Annotated in this window: 12 protein-coding genes, 1 tRNA gene and 1 pseudogene; 1 reads left to right on the top strand and 13 read right to left on the bottom strand. The window is 64.6% G+C overall.

Going from position 1 to position 16,249, the window contains the following annotated elements; all coding sequences use genetic code 11:
* Positions 1 to 147: 147 nt before the first annotated feature.
* The 6 genes and pseudogenes from ACQRBR_RS07455 to ACQRBR_RS07430 form a co-directional block, all read right to left on the bottom strand.
* Positions 148 to 2,103: pseudogene (locus tag ACQRBR_RS07455) on the bottom strand (YgiQ family radical SAM protein); the annotation flags it as partial.
* 435 nt (positions 2,104 to 2,538) lie between these two features.
* Entirely contained in the window at positions 2,539 to 2,895 is a 357-nt protein-coding gene (locus ACQRBR_RS07450; RefSeq protein WP_303879857.1) for an EF-hand domain-containing protein, read from the bottom strand.
* A gap of 275 nt (positions 2,896 to 3,170) precedes the next feature.
* A complete protein-coding gene (locus ACQRBR_RS07445) occupies positions 3,171 to 3,566 on the bottom strand; it encodes a hypothetical protein (RefSeq protein WP_278881911.1) in 396 nt (131 codons plus the stop codon).
* Between the two features lie 84 nt (positions 3,567 to 3,650).
* On the bottom strand, positions 3,651 to 4,916 hold the full coding sequence (locus ACQRBR_RS07440) for a phenylacetate--CoA ligase family protein (protein ID WP_072335280.1): 1,266 nt from the start codon (positions 4,914 to 4,916) through the stop codon (positions 3,651 to 3,653).
* A gap of 97 nt (positions 4,917 to 5,013) precedes the next feature.
* Complete coding sequence (locus ACQRBR_RS07435; protein WP_427812683.1) at positions 5,014 to 5,655, bottom strand: hypothetical protein; 642 nt, start codon at positions 5,653 to 5,655, stop codon at positions 5,014 to 5,016.
* Positions 5,652 to 7,019, bottom strand: coding sequence for a chloride channel protein (locus ACQRBR_RS07430; RefSeq protein ID WP_427812682.1), 1,368 nt, complete (start codon positions 7,017 to 7,019; stop codon positions 5,652 to 5,654). The genes ACQRBR_RS07435 and ACQRBR_RS07430 overlap by 4 nt, the downstream gene beginning before the upstream one ends.
* Before the next feature lie 218 nt (positions 7,020 to 7,237).
* On the opposite strand from ACQRBR_RS07430, the gene ACQRBR_RS07425 reads away from it, so the two are divergent.
* Positions 7,238 to 7,313 (top strand) — tRNA-Phe (locus tag ACQRBR_RS07425).
* Positions 7,314 to 7,627: 314 nt separating this feature from the next.
* On the opposite strand, the gene ACQRBR_RS07420 is transcribed toward ACQRBR_RS07425, so the two are convergent.
* From ACQRBR_RS07420 to ACQRBR_RS07390, 7 genes are all read right to left on the bottom strand, one after another.
* Entirely contained in the window at positions 7,628 to 8,098 is a 471-nt protein-coding gene (locus ACQRBR_RS07420; protein ID WP_427812681.1) for a hypothetical protein, read from the bottom strand.
* 260 nt (positions 8,099 to 8,358) lie between these two features.
* The gene (locus tag ACQRBR_RS07415) at positions 8,359 to 9,426 is read right to left on the bottom strand and encodes a YeiH family protein (protein ID WP_427812680.1); all 1,068 of its coding nucleotides are present in this window, start codon (positions 9,424 to 9,426) and stop codon (positions 8,359 to 8,361) included.
* A gap of 563 nt (positions 9,427 to 9,989) precedes the next feature.
* Positions 9,990 to 10,385: a TraR/DksA C4-type zinc finger protein gene (locus tag ACQRBR_RS07410; RefSeq protein ID WP_427812679.1), complete on the bottom strand. Its 396-nt coding sequence runs from the start codon at positions 10,383 to 10,385 to the stop codon at positions 9,990 to 9,992.
* A 153-nt stretch (positions 10,386 to 10,538) separates the two neighbouring features.
* Positions 10,539 to 12,152 (bottom strand): Ppx/GppA phosphatase family protein, encoded by a 1,614-nt coding sequence (locus ACQRBR_RS07405; protein ID WP_168934668.1) that lies wholly within the window; start codon positions 12,150 to 12,152, stop codon positions 10,539 to 10,541.
* Positions 12,137 to 13,237: an HD domain-containing protein gene (locus tag ACQRBR_RS07400; protein WP_427812678.1), complete on the bottom strand. Its 1,101-nt coding sequence runs from the start codon at positions 13,235 to 13,237 to the stop codon at positions 12,137 to 12,139. The genes ACQRBR_RS07405 and ACQRBR_RS07400 overlap by 16 nt, the downstream gene beginning before the upstream one ends.
* A gap of 18 nt (positions 13,238 to 13,255) precedes the next feature.
* Positions 13,256 to 15,409, bottom strand: coding sequence for a polyphosphate kinase 1 (gene ppk1 / locus ACQRBR_RS07395; protein ID WP_427812677.1), 2,154 nt, complete (start codon positions 15,407 to 15,409; stop codon positions 13,256 to 13,258).
* Between the two features lie 336 nt (positions 15,410 to 15,745).
* Positions 15,746 to 16,243, bottom strand: coding sequence for an AsnC family transcriptional regulator (locus tag ACQRBR_RS07390; RefSeq protein ID WP_427812676.1), 498 nt, complete (start codon positions 16,241 to 16,243; stop codon positions 15,746 to 15,748).
* Positions 16,244 to 16,249: the final 6 nt, after the last annotated feature.

The raw sequence follows: 16,249 nt of genomic DNA, 5'->3' as shown, positions 1-16,249 counted from the left end.
GAAGGGGCGTTCGTCCTGACTATCCCTGCGGAAGGACGGCCGGGTCTGCGGAGCCTCGTCGCCGTCACGGGCGGCATCAGGGAAGGGACGCGGGCGGAAGGGCTTGTCCACATCCTGCCGGAAGGCGGGCTTGCGGAAACCGTCGCGGTCGGGATGGCGGAAATCGCGGCGGGGCGCCCCCTCCCGTTCGTCATCGAAGCGGGCAAAGGGCGGCTTGCGGTCTTCCCGGAAGTCGCGGCGGCCCTCGTGCCGGGGGGCCAGACCGTCAGCGCTGCGGCGTTCGTCGCGCCAGCGCTCGGTGGTGTTTTCCCCGCGGGGTTCGCGGCGGTGGCCTTCGCCCGCATCCTCAGCATCGGCATGGCCGCCGCGTTCGGGCATGCGGCCGAAATCGGGCATCAGGATGCGGTGCTGGCGCAGGCGGTCGGCATCGCTGCGGGCCACATAGATCTCTTCCCCGTCCTCGTTGCGGCCGCAGTAATACATGGCCGTGGCGATGCTGCCCGGCGTGGGGATGAAGCACTGGGTCTGCTGCGGGCTCCAGTGACGCTCCTGCAGCCAGCGGGCCAGCTCGTGCATGTCCTCGTCCGTACAGCCGGGGAAGGCGCTCATCATGTAGGGCACCACATACTGCTCGCGCCCGGCCAGACGGCTCTGCTCCACGAAGCTCTGGAGGAAGGCTTCAAAGACTTCCATGCCCGGCTTGCGCATCAGGTCCAGCACGCGGGCGGCGCAGTGTTCCGGGGCCACCTTGAGCTGGCCGCCGGTGAATTCGCCGGTATAGGCCGCCAGGGCCTCGGGATCGTTGAGGGCCAGGTCGGCGCGCACGCCGCTGGCCACGCGCACCTGCCGCACGCCGGGCAGGGCCGCCACTTCGCGCAGCAGGCCCACATGCTGCATCTGCGGGGTGATGAAGGACTTGCAGACCGTGGGGTAACAGCAGCTGCTGCGGCGGCAGCGGGACGAAGGCCGCGCACCGGGTTCCGCCTTGGCGGCCGTGGCGTCATCCAGGGCACAATGGGCCTGCCACATGTTGGCCGTGGGGCCGCCCACGTCGGAGATGGCCACCTGACCGCGACGGGACTGGGCCACCAGCTTGCGGGCCTCGGCCAGGATGGATTCCTGACTGCGGGAGCTGATACGGCGCCCCTGATGCAGGGCCAGCGAGCAGAAGGAACAGCCGCCGCCACAGCCGCGATGGCTGGTGATGCTGGTGCGCAGCATCTCGTCGGCGGGGATGGGCTCGCGGTAGCGGGGATGGGCCGCGCGGGCGTAGGGCAGTGCGTAGATTTGGTCCATCTCTTCCGTGGTCAGGGGGCGGGCCGGGGGCGCCAGCACCAGGGCGCGGTCGCCCACCATCTGCTGGGCCCAGGCGTTCTGGCGGTGCACCTGCTGTTCCAGCATCTGGGTCAGGCGCAGCAATTCCGTGGCCTCGGCCTGTACGGCCTCGTGGGAGGGCAGCTGCATGCGCGGCAAATCGAGCCATTCTTCGGGCAGATCCACGGGGACGTTGTTCTCGTCCACTTTGGCCAGCCAGGCCGTGCCGTCGATGCCGTGCAGGCTCTTGCCTTCGGCCAGACGGCGGGCGCATTCCAGCATGGCCAGCTCGCCCATACCGTAGATGAGCAGGTCGGCCTTGGCGTCCAGCAGGATGGAGCGGCGCAGGCTGTCGGTCCAGAAATCATAATGGGTGGTGCGGCGCAGCGAGGCCTCGATGCCGCCCAGGATCACCGGCAGGCCGGGGAAGGCCTGACGGGCCAGGTTGGCATAGACCAGACAGGCGCGGTTGGGACGCGCACCGGCCTTGCCGCCGGGGGTGTAGGCATCATCGTGGCGCTTTTTGCGGAAGGCCGTGTAGTGGGCCAGCATGGAGTCCAGCGCGCCCGCGCTGACGCCCACGAAAAGCCGGGGACGGCCCATGACCAGCAGATCGTCGGGCGACTGCCAGCGGGGCTGGGCCACGATACCCACGCGGAAGCCGTGGGCCACCAGCCAGCGGCCCAGCAGCACGGGCCCGAAAGCCGGGTGGTCCACATAGGCGTCGCCGTTGACCAGCAGTACGTCCAGTTCCTTCCAGCCCAGGGCCTGCATCTCGGCGCGGCTCATGGGCAGGAAGCGGGGCTGGCCGTCCACCCACGGGTCCTGGAACGCCTCGTTGCGGGAACGGGAGCCGGGGCGGGCATCGCGGCGGTCCGCGGGGCGCCCGGCGCGCGGGAAGGCCCCGGCAGGGCGGCGCCCGTCACGGGGACGGTCGTCCCGGGAAGGAAATTCGTTATGTTCCTCGCGCTGGAAGCGGGGACGGTCGGCAGGCTGCGTGCCGGTGGCCGGACGCGGGCGGAAAGGGCGGGGCGCGGCGTCGGTGGTGCTGATGTCGGTATCGGCGGGCGCGGGTCGGCGCCGGGGCTTGGGGAAGAAGGGCATGGTTTTCCTTTGGCGGCCTTGGGGCGCCACACGGATGGGGTGAAAGGTCGAAAGGGCGGCACCGCAGTGCCGTGGAAGGGGGAGCGTCCCGGCAGGAATGCCGGGACGCTCCCCTGACGGTTACTTGGAAGGCGGCGTGACCAGCGGCATGGTCTTGGGCGCGGCCTCATTGGCGGGAGGCATCTGGGCGTCGGGATGACCGGCGCGGCCCATGGCGTGGCTCTTGCTGAAGCCCTGCCATTCCTCATGGCTGATGGCGCCGTCCTTGTTCTTGTCGATGGCGGCAAAGGCGCCGTCCTGCATCTGGGGGAAGAACTTCTTGAATTCTTCCTTGCTGACGCTGCCGTCCTTGTTGGCGTCCATCATGGGGAACTTGTCCACAGGGGCCTTGCCTTCGCCCATGCCGGGCATGGCCAGGGCGGGAGCGGCGCAGAGCATGGCGGCGCAGAGCAGGCCGCCCAGGATACGTTTGTTCATGGTAACTCCTTACGTCGGTTCAGGGTGTGGCTATTCCGGCCGTCTGGGGCCGGGAGGCCTTCACCAGAGGGAAGGAGGCGGCCTTGCCGCGCCCCTCCCGAAATCTTCCGTGGGGAGACCTCCGGGGCAGCACCGGGAGACCGGCATCCGGGGAAGGCCGGAGCGCCGCCGGGATCATATCCTTCCGGGCCAAACGCGCTGGAGGAAGGATGGGACGGGGAAAAGGCCTTGCGTGCGAGCCCCAAAGCCCTCCTGCCCCCGGAAAACAATTTCCGCTAGTCCTGCGGGTGCAGGGTGTAGTGCTCGCCCTCGTCACGCAGGCGCCGGATGAAGACCTGCAGGTCGTCGGGCTGGCCGGGCTTGTGGTCTTCGGGATAGAGCAGGGCGGACATATAGAAGATGGAGCCGATGCGCAGCGCGTTGCGGGCGCTGGCCGAAAAACGGTGCAGACGGTGCCCGGCCTGGTCCTGGAGCTGCTCGGGCAGCTCTTCGAGATAGGCCTCGCCTTCTTCTTCCAGCGAGGCCAGCAGGCGGGCTTTTTCCTGCATGTGGGCCGTATAGGCGGGCATATCGCCCATGACGGCCAGGGCCGCCTGTTCGGCCTGCATGACGCGGGCGTGCATCTCTTCCAGCCAGGCCACAAGACGGGCCAGTTGCGGCGACATTTCCATGACGAGCCTCCTTGCGGGACAGCCGGGCAGCGACCGGCACAGGGCAAAAAGGCCCGGCGCAGGGGCCGGGCCTCCATGACGGGGTTAATCCCAGTGACGCTTGTCCTCGATGGGACGGATCTGCGGGGGCAGGCTGCCCGGCGCCAGGATCTTGAGTTCGGGACGCAGCTTGATCTTTTCGCGGAACTGGTGGAGCAGCTCTTCTTCGCGCTTGAAGCCGCTGGTCTCGATGAACAGGGTCATCTCGTCGATGCCGCCGGGGTTGGTGACTTCGATCTGCCAACGCTTCACTTCTTCGAAGCGGCTCATGACCTGTTCCACCTGATGCGGGTAGACGAACATGCCCATGATGCGGGCGGTGGTGTCCACGCGGCCCACGATGTTGCCCAGGCGCGGGCTGGTACGGCCGCAGGCGCAGGGGCTGCGGTCGATGTACGACAGGTCGCCCGTGGCCAGACGGATGAGCGGATAGGTCTTGTTGAAGGCCGTGACCACGATCTCGCCCACTTCGCCGTCCTTCAGCGGGATGCCGGTATCGGGATGGCAGATCTCCACATAGCAGCGGTTGGCGATGTGCAGGCCGGTCTTGTGGAAGCATTCGTAGCCGATGCAGCCCACGTCGGCGGTGCCGTAGCCCTGGCGCATGATGAGGTCGTACTTCTTTTCCATCTGGGAGCGCATCTTTTCGGACAGGCGCTCACCGGTGACGAAGGCAACTTCGAGGAAGAGGTCCTTGCGCAGGTTCAGGCCCTTTTCCTCGGCCTTCTGGGCCAGGTGCATGAGGAAGCTGGGCGTGCCCACATAGCCGGAGACGCGCAGCTTCTGCATGATGTCCAGCTGGGTGGAGGCATCGGTGGGACCGGCGGGGATGACCGCACAGCCCAGGTTGCGCAGGGGCTCTTCAAACATCAGGCCGGCCGGGGTCAGCTGATAGTTGAAGGTGTTCTGCACGGCATCACCGGGACGGAAGCCCACGGAATAGAAGGCTTCGGTGTAGCCCCAGTAGTCTTCGCCACGGTCTTCGGGGTCGAAGATGGGTCCGGGGGAGAGGAAGATGCGCTTGAGATCCCCGATGTCCTTGGTCAGCAGACCGCCCAGACGCGGGCCCATGGACTGCAGGAAGATGAGTTCCTTTTTCTTGAGGATGGGGATGTGCTTGATATCGGACAGGGTCTTGAACTTCTCCACGTTGAACTGCGCACGGTCGAAGCGTTTTTTGACGTCTTCGGAGTAGCGGTAGGCGTAGGAGAGCAGGTCCTTGAGCTGGATCAGGCAATATTGACGGCGTTCGCTTTCGTCGAGCACTTCACGGCGGCTGTAGATGCCTTCGGTACGGTCTTTACGAGTCATACGGCCTCGCCTTGTAGAATTTTATTTGGGACAGTTGTTTACGCAACCTGAACCATATTTGCAAGCACTATTTTATTTTTACAATTATATCAAAATGTTACTTATAATTTTTGGGTGCATTCGCCTTTGCCGCACCAGCGGGGCGCGCCGCCTCTTCCAGGCCCACGGCCGTGAGCCCGTGGAGCACTAGGGCATCGGGATCGCGGCGGCAGTACTGGTGCAGGGGGCTCTCGCCGCTGTCGAACAGGGCGAAGATGCGGTCGAGGCGCTGCTGGTCCTGCAAAGGGACCTCCAGACCGGCCCGCCCCAGGGCATGGCCCGCGAGCCAGAGGGAAAGGGCCAGCTGCTGTTCGTTGCCCGTGATGGGCCGCGTGGCCGGGGCGTACCAGCCCGCACAGTTCACGGCGGGCAGCATCCTGCCCTTGTCGGCATGCCGGCGGCGCCAGGCTAGGATGACGTCGGCCAGCTTTTCCTCGCGATGGGTGGGGCACCAGGCTTCCAGGTGATCCAGCAGGGCGTCGGTCCCCGCCGTACCGAGGCGCACCTGTTGTGTGCGGGCGGCGGCCCAGCCGTCCAGCATCAGCACGGGCGTGAGGGCGTTCTCGTTACTGTCCAGATAGGTGGCGCATGTCCAGGGCGCGGCCACGGGCGTATACCCGGCTTTGTCGGGGACGTTGCGGGACGTGCAGGCCGCAAGGCAGCACAGCAGCAGGACGAGACAGGGGAGCAGGCGGGTCATGATCTCTCCTCGGTGGGGGAAGCGGTGGCCCGGCGCCGGCGACGCTGGTCCAGGATACGTTCCTTGAGACTGTCGTAAACAGGCGTCGAATGCAAGGCGTTGGCCGTGAAGGCCGCGGCGAAGGCGGCCAGCAGCACGGCCGGGGCCAGATGGAACCCGCCGCACATCTCCATGACCAGGGCGGCCCCGGTGAGAGGGGTACGCACCGAGGCGGAGAACAGGCCCGCCATGCCCAGCACCAGCAGGGTGGCCGTCTGTTCCGGAGCCACCAGCCCGGCATCGCGCAAGGGTGCGGCCAGCAGGGCTCCGGCCATGCTGCCCATCAGAAGGATGGGCATGAGGATGCCGCCGGAAACGCCCGAGGCGAAGCTCACGCAGGAAAAGGCGATCTTGCCCGCCAGCAGCAGGGCCAGCGTGAGGGCGGGCAGGCGCAGGTGCTCCAGCTGCAGGGTGGTCAGGCCCATGTTGCCCGTGATCTCCGGCCAGACGAGCAGCAGCACGCCGCAGCAGGCAAAGGGGAAGACGATGCGCACGGGCCCGGGCAGCCAGCGGGCCCTGTCCTGCCAGAGCAACAGGCGGATCATGCCCGCATTGTACACGGCCCCCAGCAGGCCGCAGGACATACCGGCCAGCAGGGGCAGCCAGTACTGGCTCCAGTGCAGGCCGGGCAGCTGGGCGAAGGGGAAGACCAGGCCGAAGTCCAGCACCACGTCCACCATGAACCAGGCCGACAGGGCCGACAGGCTGGTGAAGAGCAGCATGGGCAGGGTGAGCGGGGTCTTCATCTCCTCGAAGGCGAAGAACATGCCGGCCACAGGCGCGCCGAAGGCGGCGGTCATGCCCGCCACGCCGCCGCCCACCAGATAGCGGGGCCGGTTGGCGCGGCAGCGATCGTGCCACATATAGCCCACGCCCGCGCCCACGGTGGCGCCCATCATGATGCAGGGGCCCTCGCGCCCCACGGAAAGACCGGCGCTGAGCGCGGCCAGGGTGGCCACGAACTTGCACCAGAGCACCCGCGCCCAGCGCATGGGCGGCAGTTTTCCGGCCGCGATGAGTTCCACCTGCGGGATGCCGCTGCCGCCGATAAGGGGCTCGTAGCGCAGGAGCAGCCCGGCCGTCAGGGCCATGAGCAGCAGCCCGGCGGCCATCAGGGCCAGCGAGAGCGGTGCGAAGGGATCCTGCCCGGCCACATGAGCCCGGATGGCACCATTGATGATGGTATAGAGCCAGCGGAACAGGCCGATGACCCCGCCGGAGACAAGGCCCGTGAGCAGGGCCTGAGCCATGAGCGTCCAGGCGCCCTGACTGCGCAGGGCCGCAGATTCCAGGATGAAGGGAGGCAGAGAAGGGCGGAAGGCCATGGGGATCCTGTGGGGATAAAGGGCGCGGACAGGGCGCACAAAAAAAGATGTGCCTGCAACAGCCTGAAAATATAGGGAGAATGCCTGTCCTGACAGGGACAGTATGGAGGCTGGACAAAAAAATTTCAAGTTTTTGGCAAAAAACGAAAAAAAATGCTTGCCAAGTCGGAGGTAAATCTGTACAAGCATTTTTGTTGTGACGAACAACACCACCTCACGCCGAGGTAGCTCAGTTGGTAGAGCAGGGGACTGAAAATCCCCGTGTCGGCAGTTCAATTCTGTCCCTCGGCACCAGGGAATCCAAAGGCTTGCAGCGAAAGTTGCAAGCCTTTTTCGTTATGGGCTTTTGCCGGACGCGCGCTTGTGGACAGCCGCCCGGCAAACGCCTTCTATCGGACGGGCCTTCCCGCTCTTCCTTCTTTTTCCCCGTTTTTTCCTTCGCCCTTTCTTTGTCCCGGTTCGCGGGACTGTCCCCGGTGTTACCGGTGGCTTCCTGATGCCCATACGGGCCTTCATCCGTACGGACTACGTCCCGGAGCAGCACATCACGTGCCGCATATCCGGATAATCATGCCCCGCTCCCTTGCGCCGTTACCGCGTGTTCCCTGTCACGGCCTTTTTGCAAGGGAAAAAGCGGGAAGGAAACGTCCGCTCCTTCCCGCTCCCTGTGGCAGGTCTTGTGGTCGTGGCCCGGCCCGCAGCCGGGAGTCAGGCAAGGGAAGGGACATGCCTTCCCCGCCAAAGACCCGCACGTTCTCTTCTTCCCGCCAGCGGCGCAGCAGATCGCGTACGGCACTGGGGCCGTAGACCACATGCAGGCGCATTGCTACGCCCCGGCTGCGGGCGGCCTGCCGCAGCGGCGCGAAGGCCGCTTCCGCTTCTTCCTCGCTCTGGCGGCGCACATAGGCCGTGAACTCCGCCATGGCTCCGGCGGGCGCCAGCTGATCCACCTCGCCGTAATGGCCAAGGTCGATACCGGCATCATAGACGGCACGGATATCTTCCTGTCCGCCACAGGCGGCCAGCGGGGCGGCCGTGTCGCGCAGGGGGCAGGCGGCGGAAGCCAGACAGCAGATCATGCCAGCACCTTGGCCAGCAGGATCAGCAGGAGGCCGCAGGTGATGACGATGATGTCCTGTTGTCTGCTTTTGGAGATTTTGTTCCACATGATGTCCTCCAGGGGGGCGTAGCCGTCCCCTCTATTTTGTGTGGTTTCCGTCAGGCGGCATCAGAAATTGCCTTCCGTCGGGGATGAGTCGTCCGGTCATCGAACACGTCGGGAAGGGCCGCGGAGGCCTTGCGTGCATCCCGTCAGACCCTTCCCCGCAACGCCTGTCCGTTATTGCAGGAAGCAGAGGACCACCAGCAGGGCCAGGCCTGCCTTGACCGAGGCCACGCAGAAGCCGATGAGCGCACCGGAAAGGCCCGCGGCCTTGATGTCGCTGAGGTGGGTGGTGAGGCCGATGCTGGAGAAGCCCAGCAGGAAGCACCAGTTCATGAAGTTGCCGGCCATCTTGGCTTCCTCCTTGCTCATGAAGCCGAAGGTGTTCAGCAGGACCACGGCCAGGAAGCCCAGCACGAAGACCGGGAACTTGTCGAGGATGATGCGCATCTTGCTGGTATTGGCCAGCTGGGAATGCACCTTGGCGTCCTCGGCGGCCACCATGATGGCCAGCATCAGCACCACCAGGGGCAGACAGATGACGCGACCGATATTGTACACGCCGGCCACGATGCCCGCGTCATTACTGAAGGCAAAGCCCGCTGCCAGCACCTGGGCCGAATTGACGATGCCCACACCGGCAAAGGCCCCGAACTGGTTGGGACTGAGGTCGAGCCAGTGGCCGATGAAGGGGAAGACGAAGAGCGCCAGCAGGCCGAACATGAGTACCACGGCGATGGTGTAGGCGATGTCTTCATTCTTGGCCCTGACGGCCGGGGTGATGGCCACACAGGCCGAGACCCCGCAGATGGACAGGCCGGCGGCCAGACAGGCCCCCAGTGAAGGCGACATGCTGAGGCGGCGGGAAAGCCACATCAGGATGATGGCGGAGGTAAACAGAAAGACGGAAATGATGATGATGGCTTCCGAGCCGGTCTTGATGAGTCCGGCGAAAGAATATTTGCAGCCCATGACCACGATGCCGGTCTTGGTCAGGGTGGTGGAGAAGCGCAGGCCGTCTCGGAAAAGGGCGTGCACACCGACGGTATTGCAGATGAGCATGCCCAGGATAATGGCCACGATGAAATCACTCAGGTTGAGGGACTTCATGAAGGGATGCAGGGCGATGAGGCGCGGCGTTATGAACCACGAAAAAACGGCGACGCCTGTCAGCAGAAGGATACCGGGCAGGGCGGAAAGGCTTTTCCGGACAAAGGACGGTTCGTGTCGTTCACAGCTGGCCATCGTTCTCCCCTCATTGTGTTGTTACATACTTTTACAAAACGTAATACACTCCTGTTCTTCTCAAGATACCATGCTATTTGTGTTTTGTATGCAGAAAAAATAAAAAACTATAATTCACAACATAAGATCATATTATTTTATTTACGTCTAATTTTTAAAGGATATATTCAAAAATATGTGCATTTTTTCATAAGTAACGTATTATGAGAACTCTTTTTTTCATAATAAAATCCGAATGGACGCATATGCGGTATTCATGACAGTCATGCAAGGTGAGCGATCGGGGGAAACACGAAGAAAAGGGCTGCAGGAACGACACGACAGGCCGTTGCTGCAATGGGGCTGGGGGCTCGCCGCAATGGCAGGGTCAGTCGATGTGGTAAAAAATATTTTTTGAGATTTTGCGGGCGGCGATACGCCCGCGCCCAAATGTCTGGCGAGGCGCTAACGAAGCTGCAAACAATAAATCTAGTTATTCAAGCTGGTTGGTGTGCTACTGCAGGAACGGCAGGCCCAAGGGCCTGCCGTGGGCGGGAAGGGTGCTGTCCCGTGAGGCACAATCCTCAGCACAGCGGAGCGGCCAGCGGCAACAGTCCTTCCGGCAGCAAGGGCGGGCGCTGGTCGCAAGCCGTGCCTTCCTCTTCCGCCAGCTGCTGGCAGTCGCGGCAGCGGCAGGCCCCGGGTACGGCCAGCAGGCGGGACAGGGGGATTTCTTCGCCGCAGTCCATGCACAGGCGGCGGCCGCTGCACCGCAGGTCGCCCAACAGGCCCTCCAGGGCGCGGATGCGCGCCGCGCACAGGTTGGCGTGGCTCCAGGCCAGCAGCTCCGCCATCTCGTCGCGGGCATTGTCCGCCTCGTCACCGTGGCCGTGGGGCAGGGCGAATCCGGCGCACAGGCAGGCCAGATGCCGCCTTTCCTGTTCCAGTTTGCGTTGCAGGGAATGCTGGGCGTCGTCCATGGGCAAGACCTCCGGGGGATGATTTCCCGGCAGGATACACCGGCCCGCGCCCCGGGGCATGGCAAAGCCGTGACGGTTGGCGTTCGCTCCTGTGAAAAAAAGGCCCCGCGTCGTGCGGGGCCCCTGACATAGCATGCGGCGGGATGCGCGGGATCAGCGGCGGAAGCTGCTGACCACCTCCACGGGGATCTCCTGCCGGAAGACCTTGCGCACCAGCTTGGCGCTGCCGCGCACCAGATCCAACTCAATGGGGCATTCCTCGGGAGCGCGCAGCGAGAGCTGCAGGCCGCCTTCCTTGCGGGCCTCGAAGCGGACGGTGCGCACGATCTGGCGATGGCTCTTGTCCATGCGCTCGGCCAGCAGCAGGAAGAGGGAGAGCAGGCGGATCTCCTCGCGGGTCTCCTGGTCGAATTCCATGAACAGCGGCACCTTCTTGGAGGGACGCTTGCGGTGGAAGTAGGTCAGGGCGGCCATGATGTCCACTTCACGACGGGTGAAGCCCAGCAGCTCGGTGTTGCGGATCAGGTAGTGGCTGTGGGCGTTGTGGCGCGAGAAGGAGATGAAGATGCCGATGTCGTGCAGCAGGGCCGCGTAGTGCAGCAGCTCGCGGGCCAGGTCGCCGGAGTCGTGCAGGCCCATGGCCTTGGCGCTGTCGAACAGGTCCAGGGCCAGGCGCGACACATGGCGGGAGTGGCGCTCCTCGAAGCGGCAGCGCCGCGCCAGATGCAGCACGCTCTCCTTGCGTACGGGATGGAAGCTGCCGTCGGCATGGGGCATGCGGGTGGACAGGTAATCCACCAGGATGCCGTTCTGCAGGTTGCGGTTGCTGATGCGCACGCTGTCGAAGCCCTGGTCCTCCATGATGGTCTGGAGGATGGCCGCACCGGCCACGATGACATCGGCACGGTTGGGATTGATGCCGGGCACGCTGCGGCGTTCCTTGAGGGTGCGGCCGCAGAGCTCCTTGACGGCCCGGCGCAGGCCGCCGTAGCTGAGCACGTCGCGGGATTCCTGCGGGGCCCGTCCCGTGCGCGCGGCGTCCTCGGCATCCAGGGCGGCGGCGATCTCGGCCAGGTTCTGGGCCGTACCGGAGCTGGCCACGGCCTCTTCGATGACGAAGTCCGCGATGCGCTGGAACGAGCGCAGGGCATTGTTGCGGATGTAGTTCTGCAGGGCGGCGTAGCGCTTGGCGGAGATGGTGCCGGAGTCCTTGTCGAAGAAGAGGTTGGACAGGCGCACGCAGCCCATCTTGAGGGAATCAAGGTTGCGGTATTCCTCGGAATTGCCCACCACCAGCTCGGTACTGCCGCCGCCGATGTCGATAAACAGGCGCAGGCTCTCGGTATGGGCCAGACCACTGGAGACGCCCAGATAGATGAGGCGGGCCTCTTCGCGGCCGGAGACCACGCGGAAGTCGATGCCGGTCTTCTCCTTGACCCGGCGCATGAAGTCCGGGCCGTTGGCCGCGTCGCGCACGGCGGCCGTGGCGATGGCGATGACCTCCGAGGCGCCGTAGACGCCGCACATCTCGGCCATGCCGCGCAGGACGTTGATGGTCCGGGCCATACTCTCTTCACGCAGATGTCCCGTCTCGAAGGCGCCTTCGCCCAGGCGCACCATGTTCTTGACCTGGTTGAGGACCGTGTGCGAGCCGTCGGGCAGGATGCGCACCAGCATCAGGCGCAGCGAGTTGCTGCCCAGGTCGATGATGCCGATGACGCGTTCCCCGTCAGGCCCCGCCTGATCCGGGACTACAGGATGGGACATACGCACTCCAGCTCCACGCCAAAGATGTGCATGAACAGGTCGCCCTTGACCAGCAGGCGGTCCTGCTCGGGGGCGCAGTCCTGGGCGCCGCTCAGGGTCAGCACCACCTTGCCGGGCTGCAGGTCGATGGCCACGTCACGTACGGCTTCCATGTGGCGGTAATCCAGGGCGTCGGCCATGCGGATGAGGGCCGCGGCCTTGTTCAGGGCCTCGCGGTCCTTCTTGCCCAGGGCGGCGAAACGGCGGTGGCGCATGGCGGGCCAGGCCTTACGGTGATAACGGACCAGCTGGGCCACCAGAGAGCGGTCTTCGGGCAGCAGGGCCAGGCTGGTGTCCTGCTCCACGATGCGCATCCCCTTTTTGTGATGGCCCTTGCGCCCGGAAGCGAAGCCGATGTCATGCAGGCAGCAGGCGATGCGCAGGCGGTAGAGCCAGCGGCCGTCCAGACCGTGCAGAGGCTGGAGCTGGTCGAAAAGCTGTTCCGCCAGATGGGCCACATGCTGGCCGTGACGGCGGGTGGCCTCCAGCTCGGGGCTGCCCGGCAGCAGGTGCTCCAGCAGGGCCTCACAGGGCAGGGGCGTCCAGTCGTGGGCGGCATCGGCCGCTTCGGGCCCGGCGACCTTGACGCGCTTCTTGCCCGTCTTGGCCTTCTTTTCTTCCTTGTCCTTTTTCTTGGCTTTCTTTTGGGGAGCGGCGGCTTCCTGCTCCGCTCCGGCGTCCGGCGCCGGAGCTTCCTGTGCCGTCACGGGCACTTCGGCCGGAGCCTGTTCGGGCTCTTCGGCGGGGAGCGCTTCTTCCTTCATCGTTTCTTCAGGGCAGCCTGCCTGCATTTCGGGGGCAGCGGCCGCGCATTCCTTCGGCTGTTCCGGGGCAGCCTCTTCCGCGACGACCGGCGTCACGGCAGGCGCTTCGGCGGCTTCGGGAGCGGGCTGCGGCGTGTCCGTGCCGGGCAGGGAAGCCTGGAGGAGTTCGGCGCTGTCGTTGCGGGGAGCGGCGGTGGTGGTAGAGCTCTGCCCCTGGCGCTGCTGCCGGCTGCGGCTGGTGCTGCTGCCGGTCTTGCCGGCGGGGCGTTTTTTGGTAGCCATGATGAAAGCTCCTTGGGATCAGATATCGTCCCTGCTGATATGTTGGGCGATCATGCGTTCCTGCGCGTTGACGGCAGTTTCCTTGCTGGAGGGCTTGAGTCGCGTATAAGTGGCATCGGCCTGCAGCTGCCAGGTCTGGACGTTGTCCGCCAGATGGACTTCGAGGATGTCCTCGCGGATCTTGCGGCGCAGTTCGGGATCGAGGATGGGGGTCAGGACCTCGATGCGGTGGTCGAGGTTGCGCGGCATGAGGTCCGCGCTGCCGATGTACATGATGTCTTCGCCGTTGGCATGGAACCAGTAGATGCGCGAATGCTCCAGGAAGCGGCCCACGATGCTGGTGACCGTGATGTTTTCACTGATGCCCGGCAGGCCGGGGCGCAGACAGCAGATGCCGCGCACCTGCAAACGCACGCGCACACCGGCCATGGAGGCCCGGTACAGGGCACGGATGATGCCCGCATCCACCAGCTGGTTGCACTTGAAGATGATCTCGCCGTTGCCGTAGCGCTTGTGCAGCTCGATCTCGCGGCGGATCATCTCCATGAGCGGGCCGCGCATGGCCTGGGGCGAGACCAGCAGCTTGCGGTACAGGTCGCGGTCCGCATAGCCGGTCATGACGTTGAACAGGTCGGTGACGTCGGCGCAGATGTCCTCATTGGAGGTGATGAGGCCCATGTCCGTGTAGATCTTGGCCGTGGAGGCATTGTAGTTGCCCGTGCCGATGTGGACATAGCGTGTGATGTGTCCGGCTTCGCGGCGCACCACCAGGCAGAGCTTGGCGTGCACCTTCAGGCCGATGAAGCCGTAGACCACGTTGACGCCTTCCTTTTCCAGCTCTTCGGCCCAGGTGATGTTGCGTTCCTCGTCGAAGCGGGCCTTGAGCTCCACCACGGCCACCACCTGTTTGCCGCGGCGCCGGGCCTCGATGAGGGCGCGCACGATGGGCGAATCGTTGCCCGCACGGTACAGGGTCTGCTTGATGGCCAGGACGTTGGGGTCCTCGCAGGCGCGGCGGATGAAGTCCAGCACGGCCTTGAAGCTGTCGTAGGGATGGAAGAGCACCACGTCCCGCTTGCGCAGGTGGCCAAACATGTCGCCTTCCTGGAACAGGCGCGAGATATGCCCCTGGATGCCGGGCGTCTTGAGCTGGGGCCGGTCCACATTATAGAGGGTCATGAATTCGGAAAAGCCCATGGGCCCCTTGATGCGGTAGATCTGGAAGGGCTGCAGGCGCAGGCGCCGGGCCAGAAAGTCCACCAGCTCGCGCGAGGCCTTGTGGGCGATCTCCAGCCGCACCACGTCGCCGAAGCGGCGCTGTTCCACCAGGTCGCGCACGGCTTCCAGCAGGTCGTCGGCCTCGTCCTCTTCGATTTCCAGATCGGTATTGCGGGTGATGCGGAACAGGGCGGAGCTGACCACCGTATGGCCGGGGAAGAGCAGGCCCAGATACTGGGCCATGAGGTCTTCCAGCAGCACGATGTCGTCACCGCGCACGTTGGGGTCGAAGCCCAGGGAGGCGTAGGTCTTGGCCTCCTTGTTGCGCGGGATGAAAATGAAGCGCGAGAGGTTGTTGGGGCACTTCAGGCGCACGAAGCGCGATTCGTTGTCGCGGTTGCGCAGCTGGATGATGAAATTGAGGCAGGTGGTGGAGATGGTGGGGAAGGGGTGCCCCGGGTCGATGGCCTGGGGCGTGAGCACGGGATAAATCTCGTTGCGGAAATAGCCGTCCAGGAAGCGGCGCTGCTTTTCCGAAAGATCGGTGTAGCGCACGATGCGCACGCCCCTTTCCAGCAATTGCGGGGCCAGGCTCTTGAGCCAGTGGCTCTGCGCGCGTGAGGTCAGCAGCAGGGTGCGGCGGCGTATCTCGGCCAGCTGTTTGGCCGGCGTGATGCGGTCGGCCGAGCCGTTGGGCGCGCCGTTGCGGTACTGGCGCAGGATGTTGGCCACGCGGACCATGAAGAATTCGTCAAGGTTGTTGTAGAAGATGGCAAGGAATTTGAGCTGTTCCAGCAGGGGCTGCTGGGGCGAGAGGGCCTCGTCCAGAACCTTGGCGTTGAAGTCCAGCCAGTTGATTTCCCGGTTGAGGAAAAGGTTGGGGCAGGAAAGATCCTGCATGTCTTCGGGCGAGCAGGGTTGCTCAGGATACTTGAGGACTATCTGGGAGGTCATGCCGCTCTCCTTGTGCGCGTAGCTGTTCCCGGAATACTGCTGCATGGTTGTGACAATTCTGTGACATTTTAGGACAGGATCGCGAAAGAAAAAGCGAAGAAAAGCAGGCGGACCTCCGGGCCGCACCGGGGAGGTACACGGCCGGAAATCCGCATGTCCGTAAGGTGAAACGAATTTTCAACAACTGGTGTTGAGGTGTTAGCACAGGCCCCGGCGGAGCTCAAGAGGGGGCAAGGGGCCCCGCGGGAAGGGCGGCGGAGCACCACAGACAGCAGCGGCAGGATCAGACAAAAAAGGGGAGGCCTTGCGGCCTCCCCTCAGTCTCGGGAGCAGATCTCAGTCCTGCATACGGAAGTCCACGCGGATCTTGAACAAACGCGTGGCGGGCAGGTTGAGGATGGGGATGCCCGTACGGGCCGTGATGTCATCCAGCGTGGCACGCTCGTCTTCCCGCGAGGGACTGATGAGCGTGAACCAGATGTTGTAGTTGTGCTCGCGCAGGTAATTGTGCGTGATGCCGGGACGGGCGTTCACTTCGCGCACGAAGTCGTCCATCTTGTCATCGGGCACCTTGGCCGCGCAGAGGGTGGAGACGAATCCCAGCTTGTTGGACTGGAAGTTGGCTCCCAGGCGGCGGATAATGCGCCGTTCGCGCAGGCTGCGCACGCGCTCCAGGGCCTCTTCCTCGGGGATGCCCAGCAGGGTGCCCAGGTCGGCATAGGGGCGGGGCGTCAGGGGGAAGGCCGTCTGGATGATGTCCAGCAGGCGGCGGTCGGTCTCGTCCAGGGATTCCTGCGCGGTGTGGGGACCGCAGTATTCAGGGGCGTCCGTCATGCTTGC

The organism is Desulfovibrio sp. SGI.133, assembly GCF_050313955.1.
Lineage (GTDB): Bacteria > Desulfobacterota > Desulfovibrionia > Desulfovibrionales > Desulfovibrionaceae > Desulfovibrio.
This window is presented reverse-complemented; position numbering and strand designations above follow the sequence as displayed.

Coding starts and splice junctions, on each gene's coding strand:
- ppk1 (WP_427812677.1), bottom strand. CDS start 15,409: ATGACCTCCCAGATAGTCCTCAAGTATCCTGAGCAACCCTGCTCGCCC.
- ACQRBR_RS07440 (WP_072335280.1), bottom strand. CDS start 4,916: ATGACTCGTAAAGACCGTACCGAAGGCATCTACAGCCGCCGTGAAGTG.
- ACQRBR_RS07400 (WP_427812678.1), bottom strand. CDS start 13,237: ATGGCTACCAAAAAACGCCCCGCCGGCAAGACCGGCAGCAGCACCAGC.
- ACQRBR_RS07430 (WP_427812682.1), bottom strand. CDS start 7,019: ATGGCCTTCCGCCCTTCTCTGCCTCCCTTCATCCTGGAATCTGCGGCC.
- ACQRBR_RS07415 (WP_427812680.1), bottom strand. CDS start 9,426: ATGGCCAGCTGTGAACGACACGAACCGTCCTTTGTCCGGAAAAGCCTT.
- ACQRBR_RS07405 (WP_168934668.1), bottom strand. CDS start 12,152: ATGTCCCATCCTGTAGTCCCGGATCAGGCGGGGCCTGACGGGGAACGC.
- ACQRBR_RS07450 (WP_303879857.1), bottom strand. CDS start 2,895: ATGAACAAACGTATCCTGGGCGGCCTGCTCTGCGCCGCCATGCTCTGC.
- ACQRBR_RS07390 (WP_427812676.1), bottom strand. CDS start 16,243: ATGACGGACGCCCCTGAATACTGCGGTCCCCACACCGCGCAGGAATCC.
- ACQRBR_RS07410 (WP_427812679.1), bottom strand. CDS start 10,385: ATGGACGACGCCCAGCATTCCCTGCAACGCAAACTGGAACAGGAAAGG.
- ACQRBR_RS07445 (WP_278881911.1), bottom strand. CDS start 3,566: ATGGAAATGTCGCCGCAACTGGCCCGTCTTGTGGCCTGGCTGGAAGAG.
- ACQRBR_RS07420 (WP_427812681.1), bottom strand. CDS start 8,098: ATGATCTGCTGTCTGGCTTCCGCCGCCTGCCCCCTGCGCGACACGGCC.
- ACQRBR_RS07435 (WP_427812683.1), bottom strand. CDS start 5,655: ATGACCCGCCTGCTCCCCTGTCTCGTCCTGCTGCTGTGCTGCCTTGCG.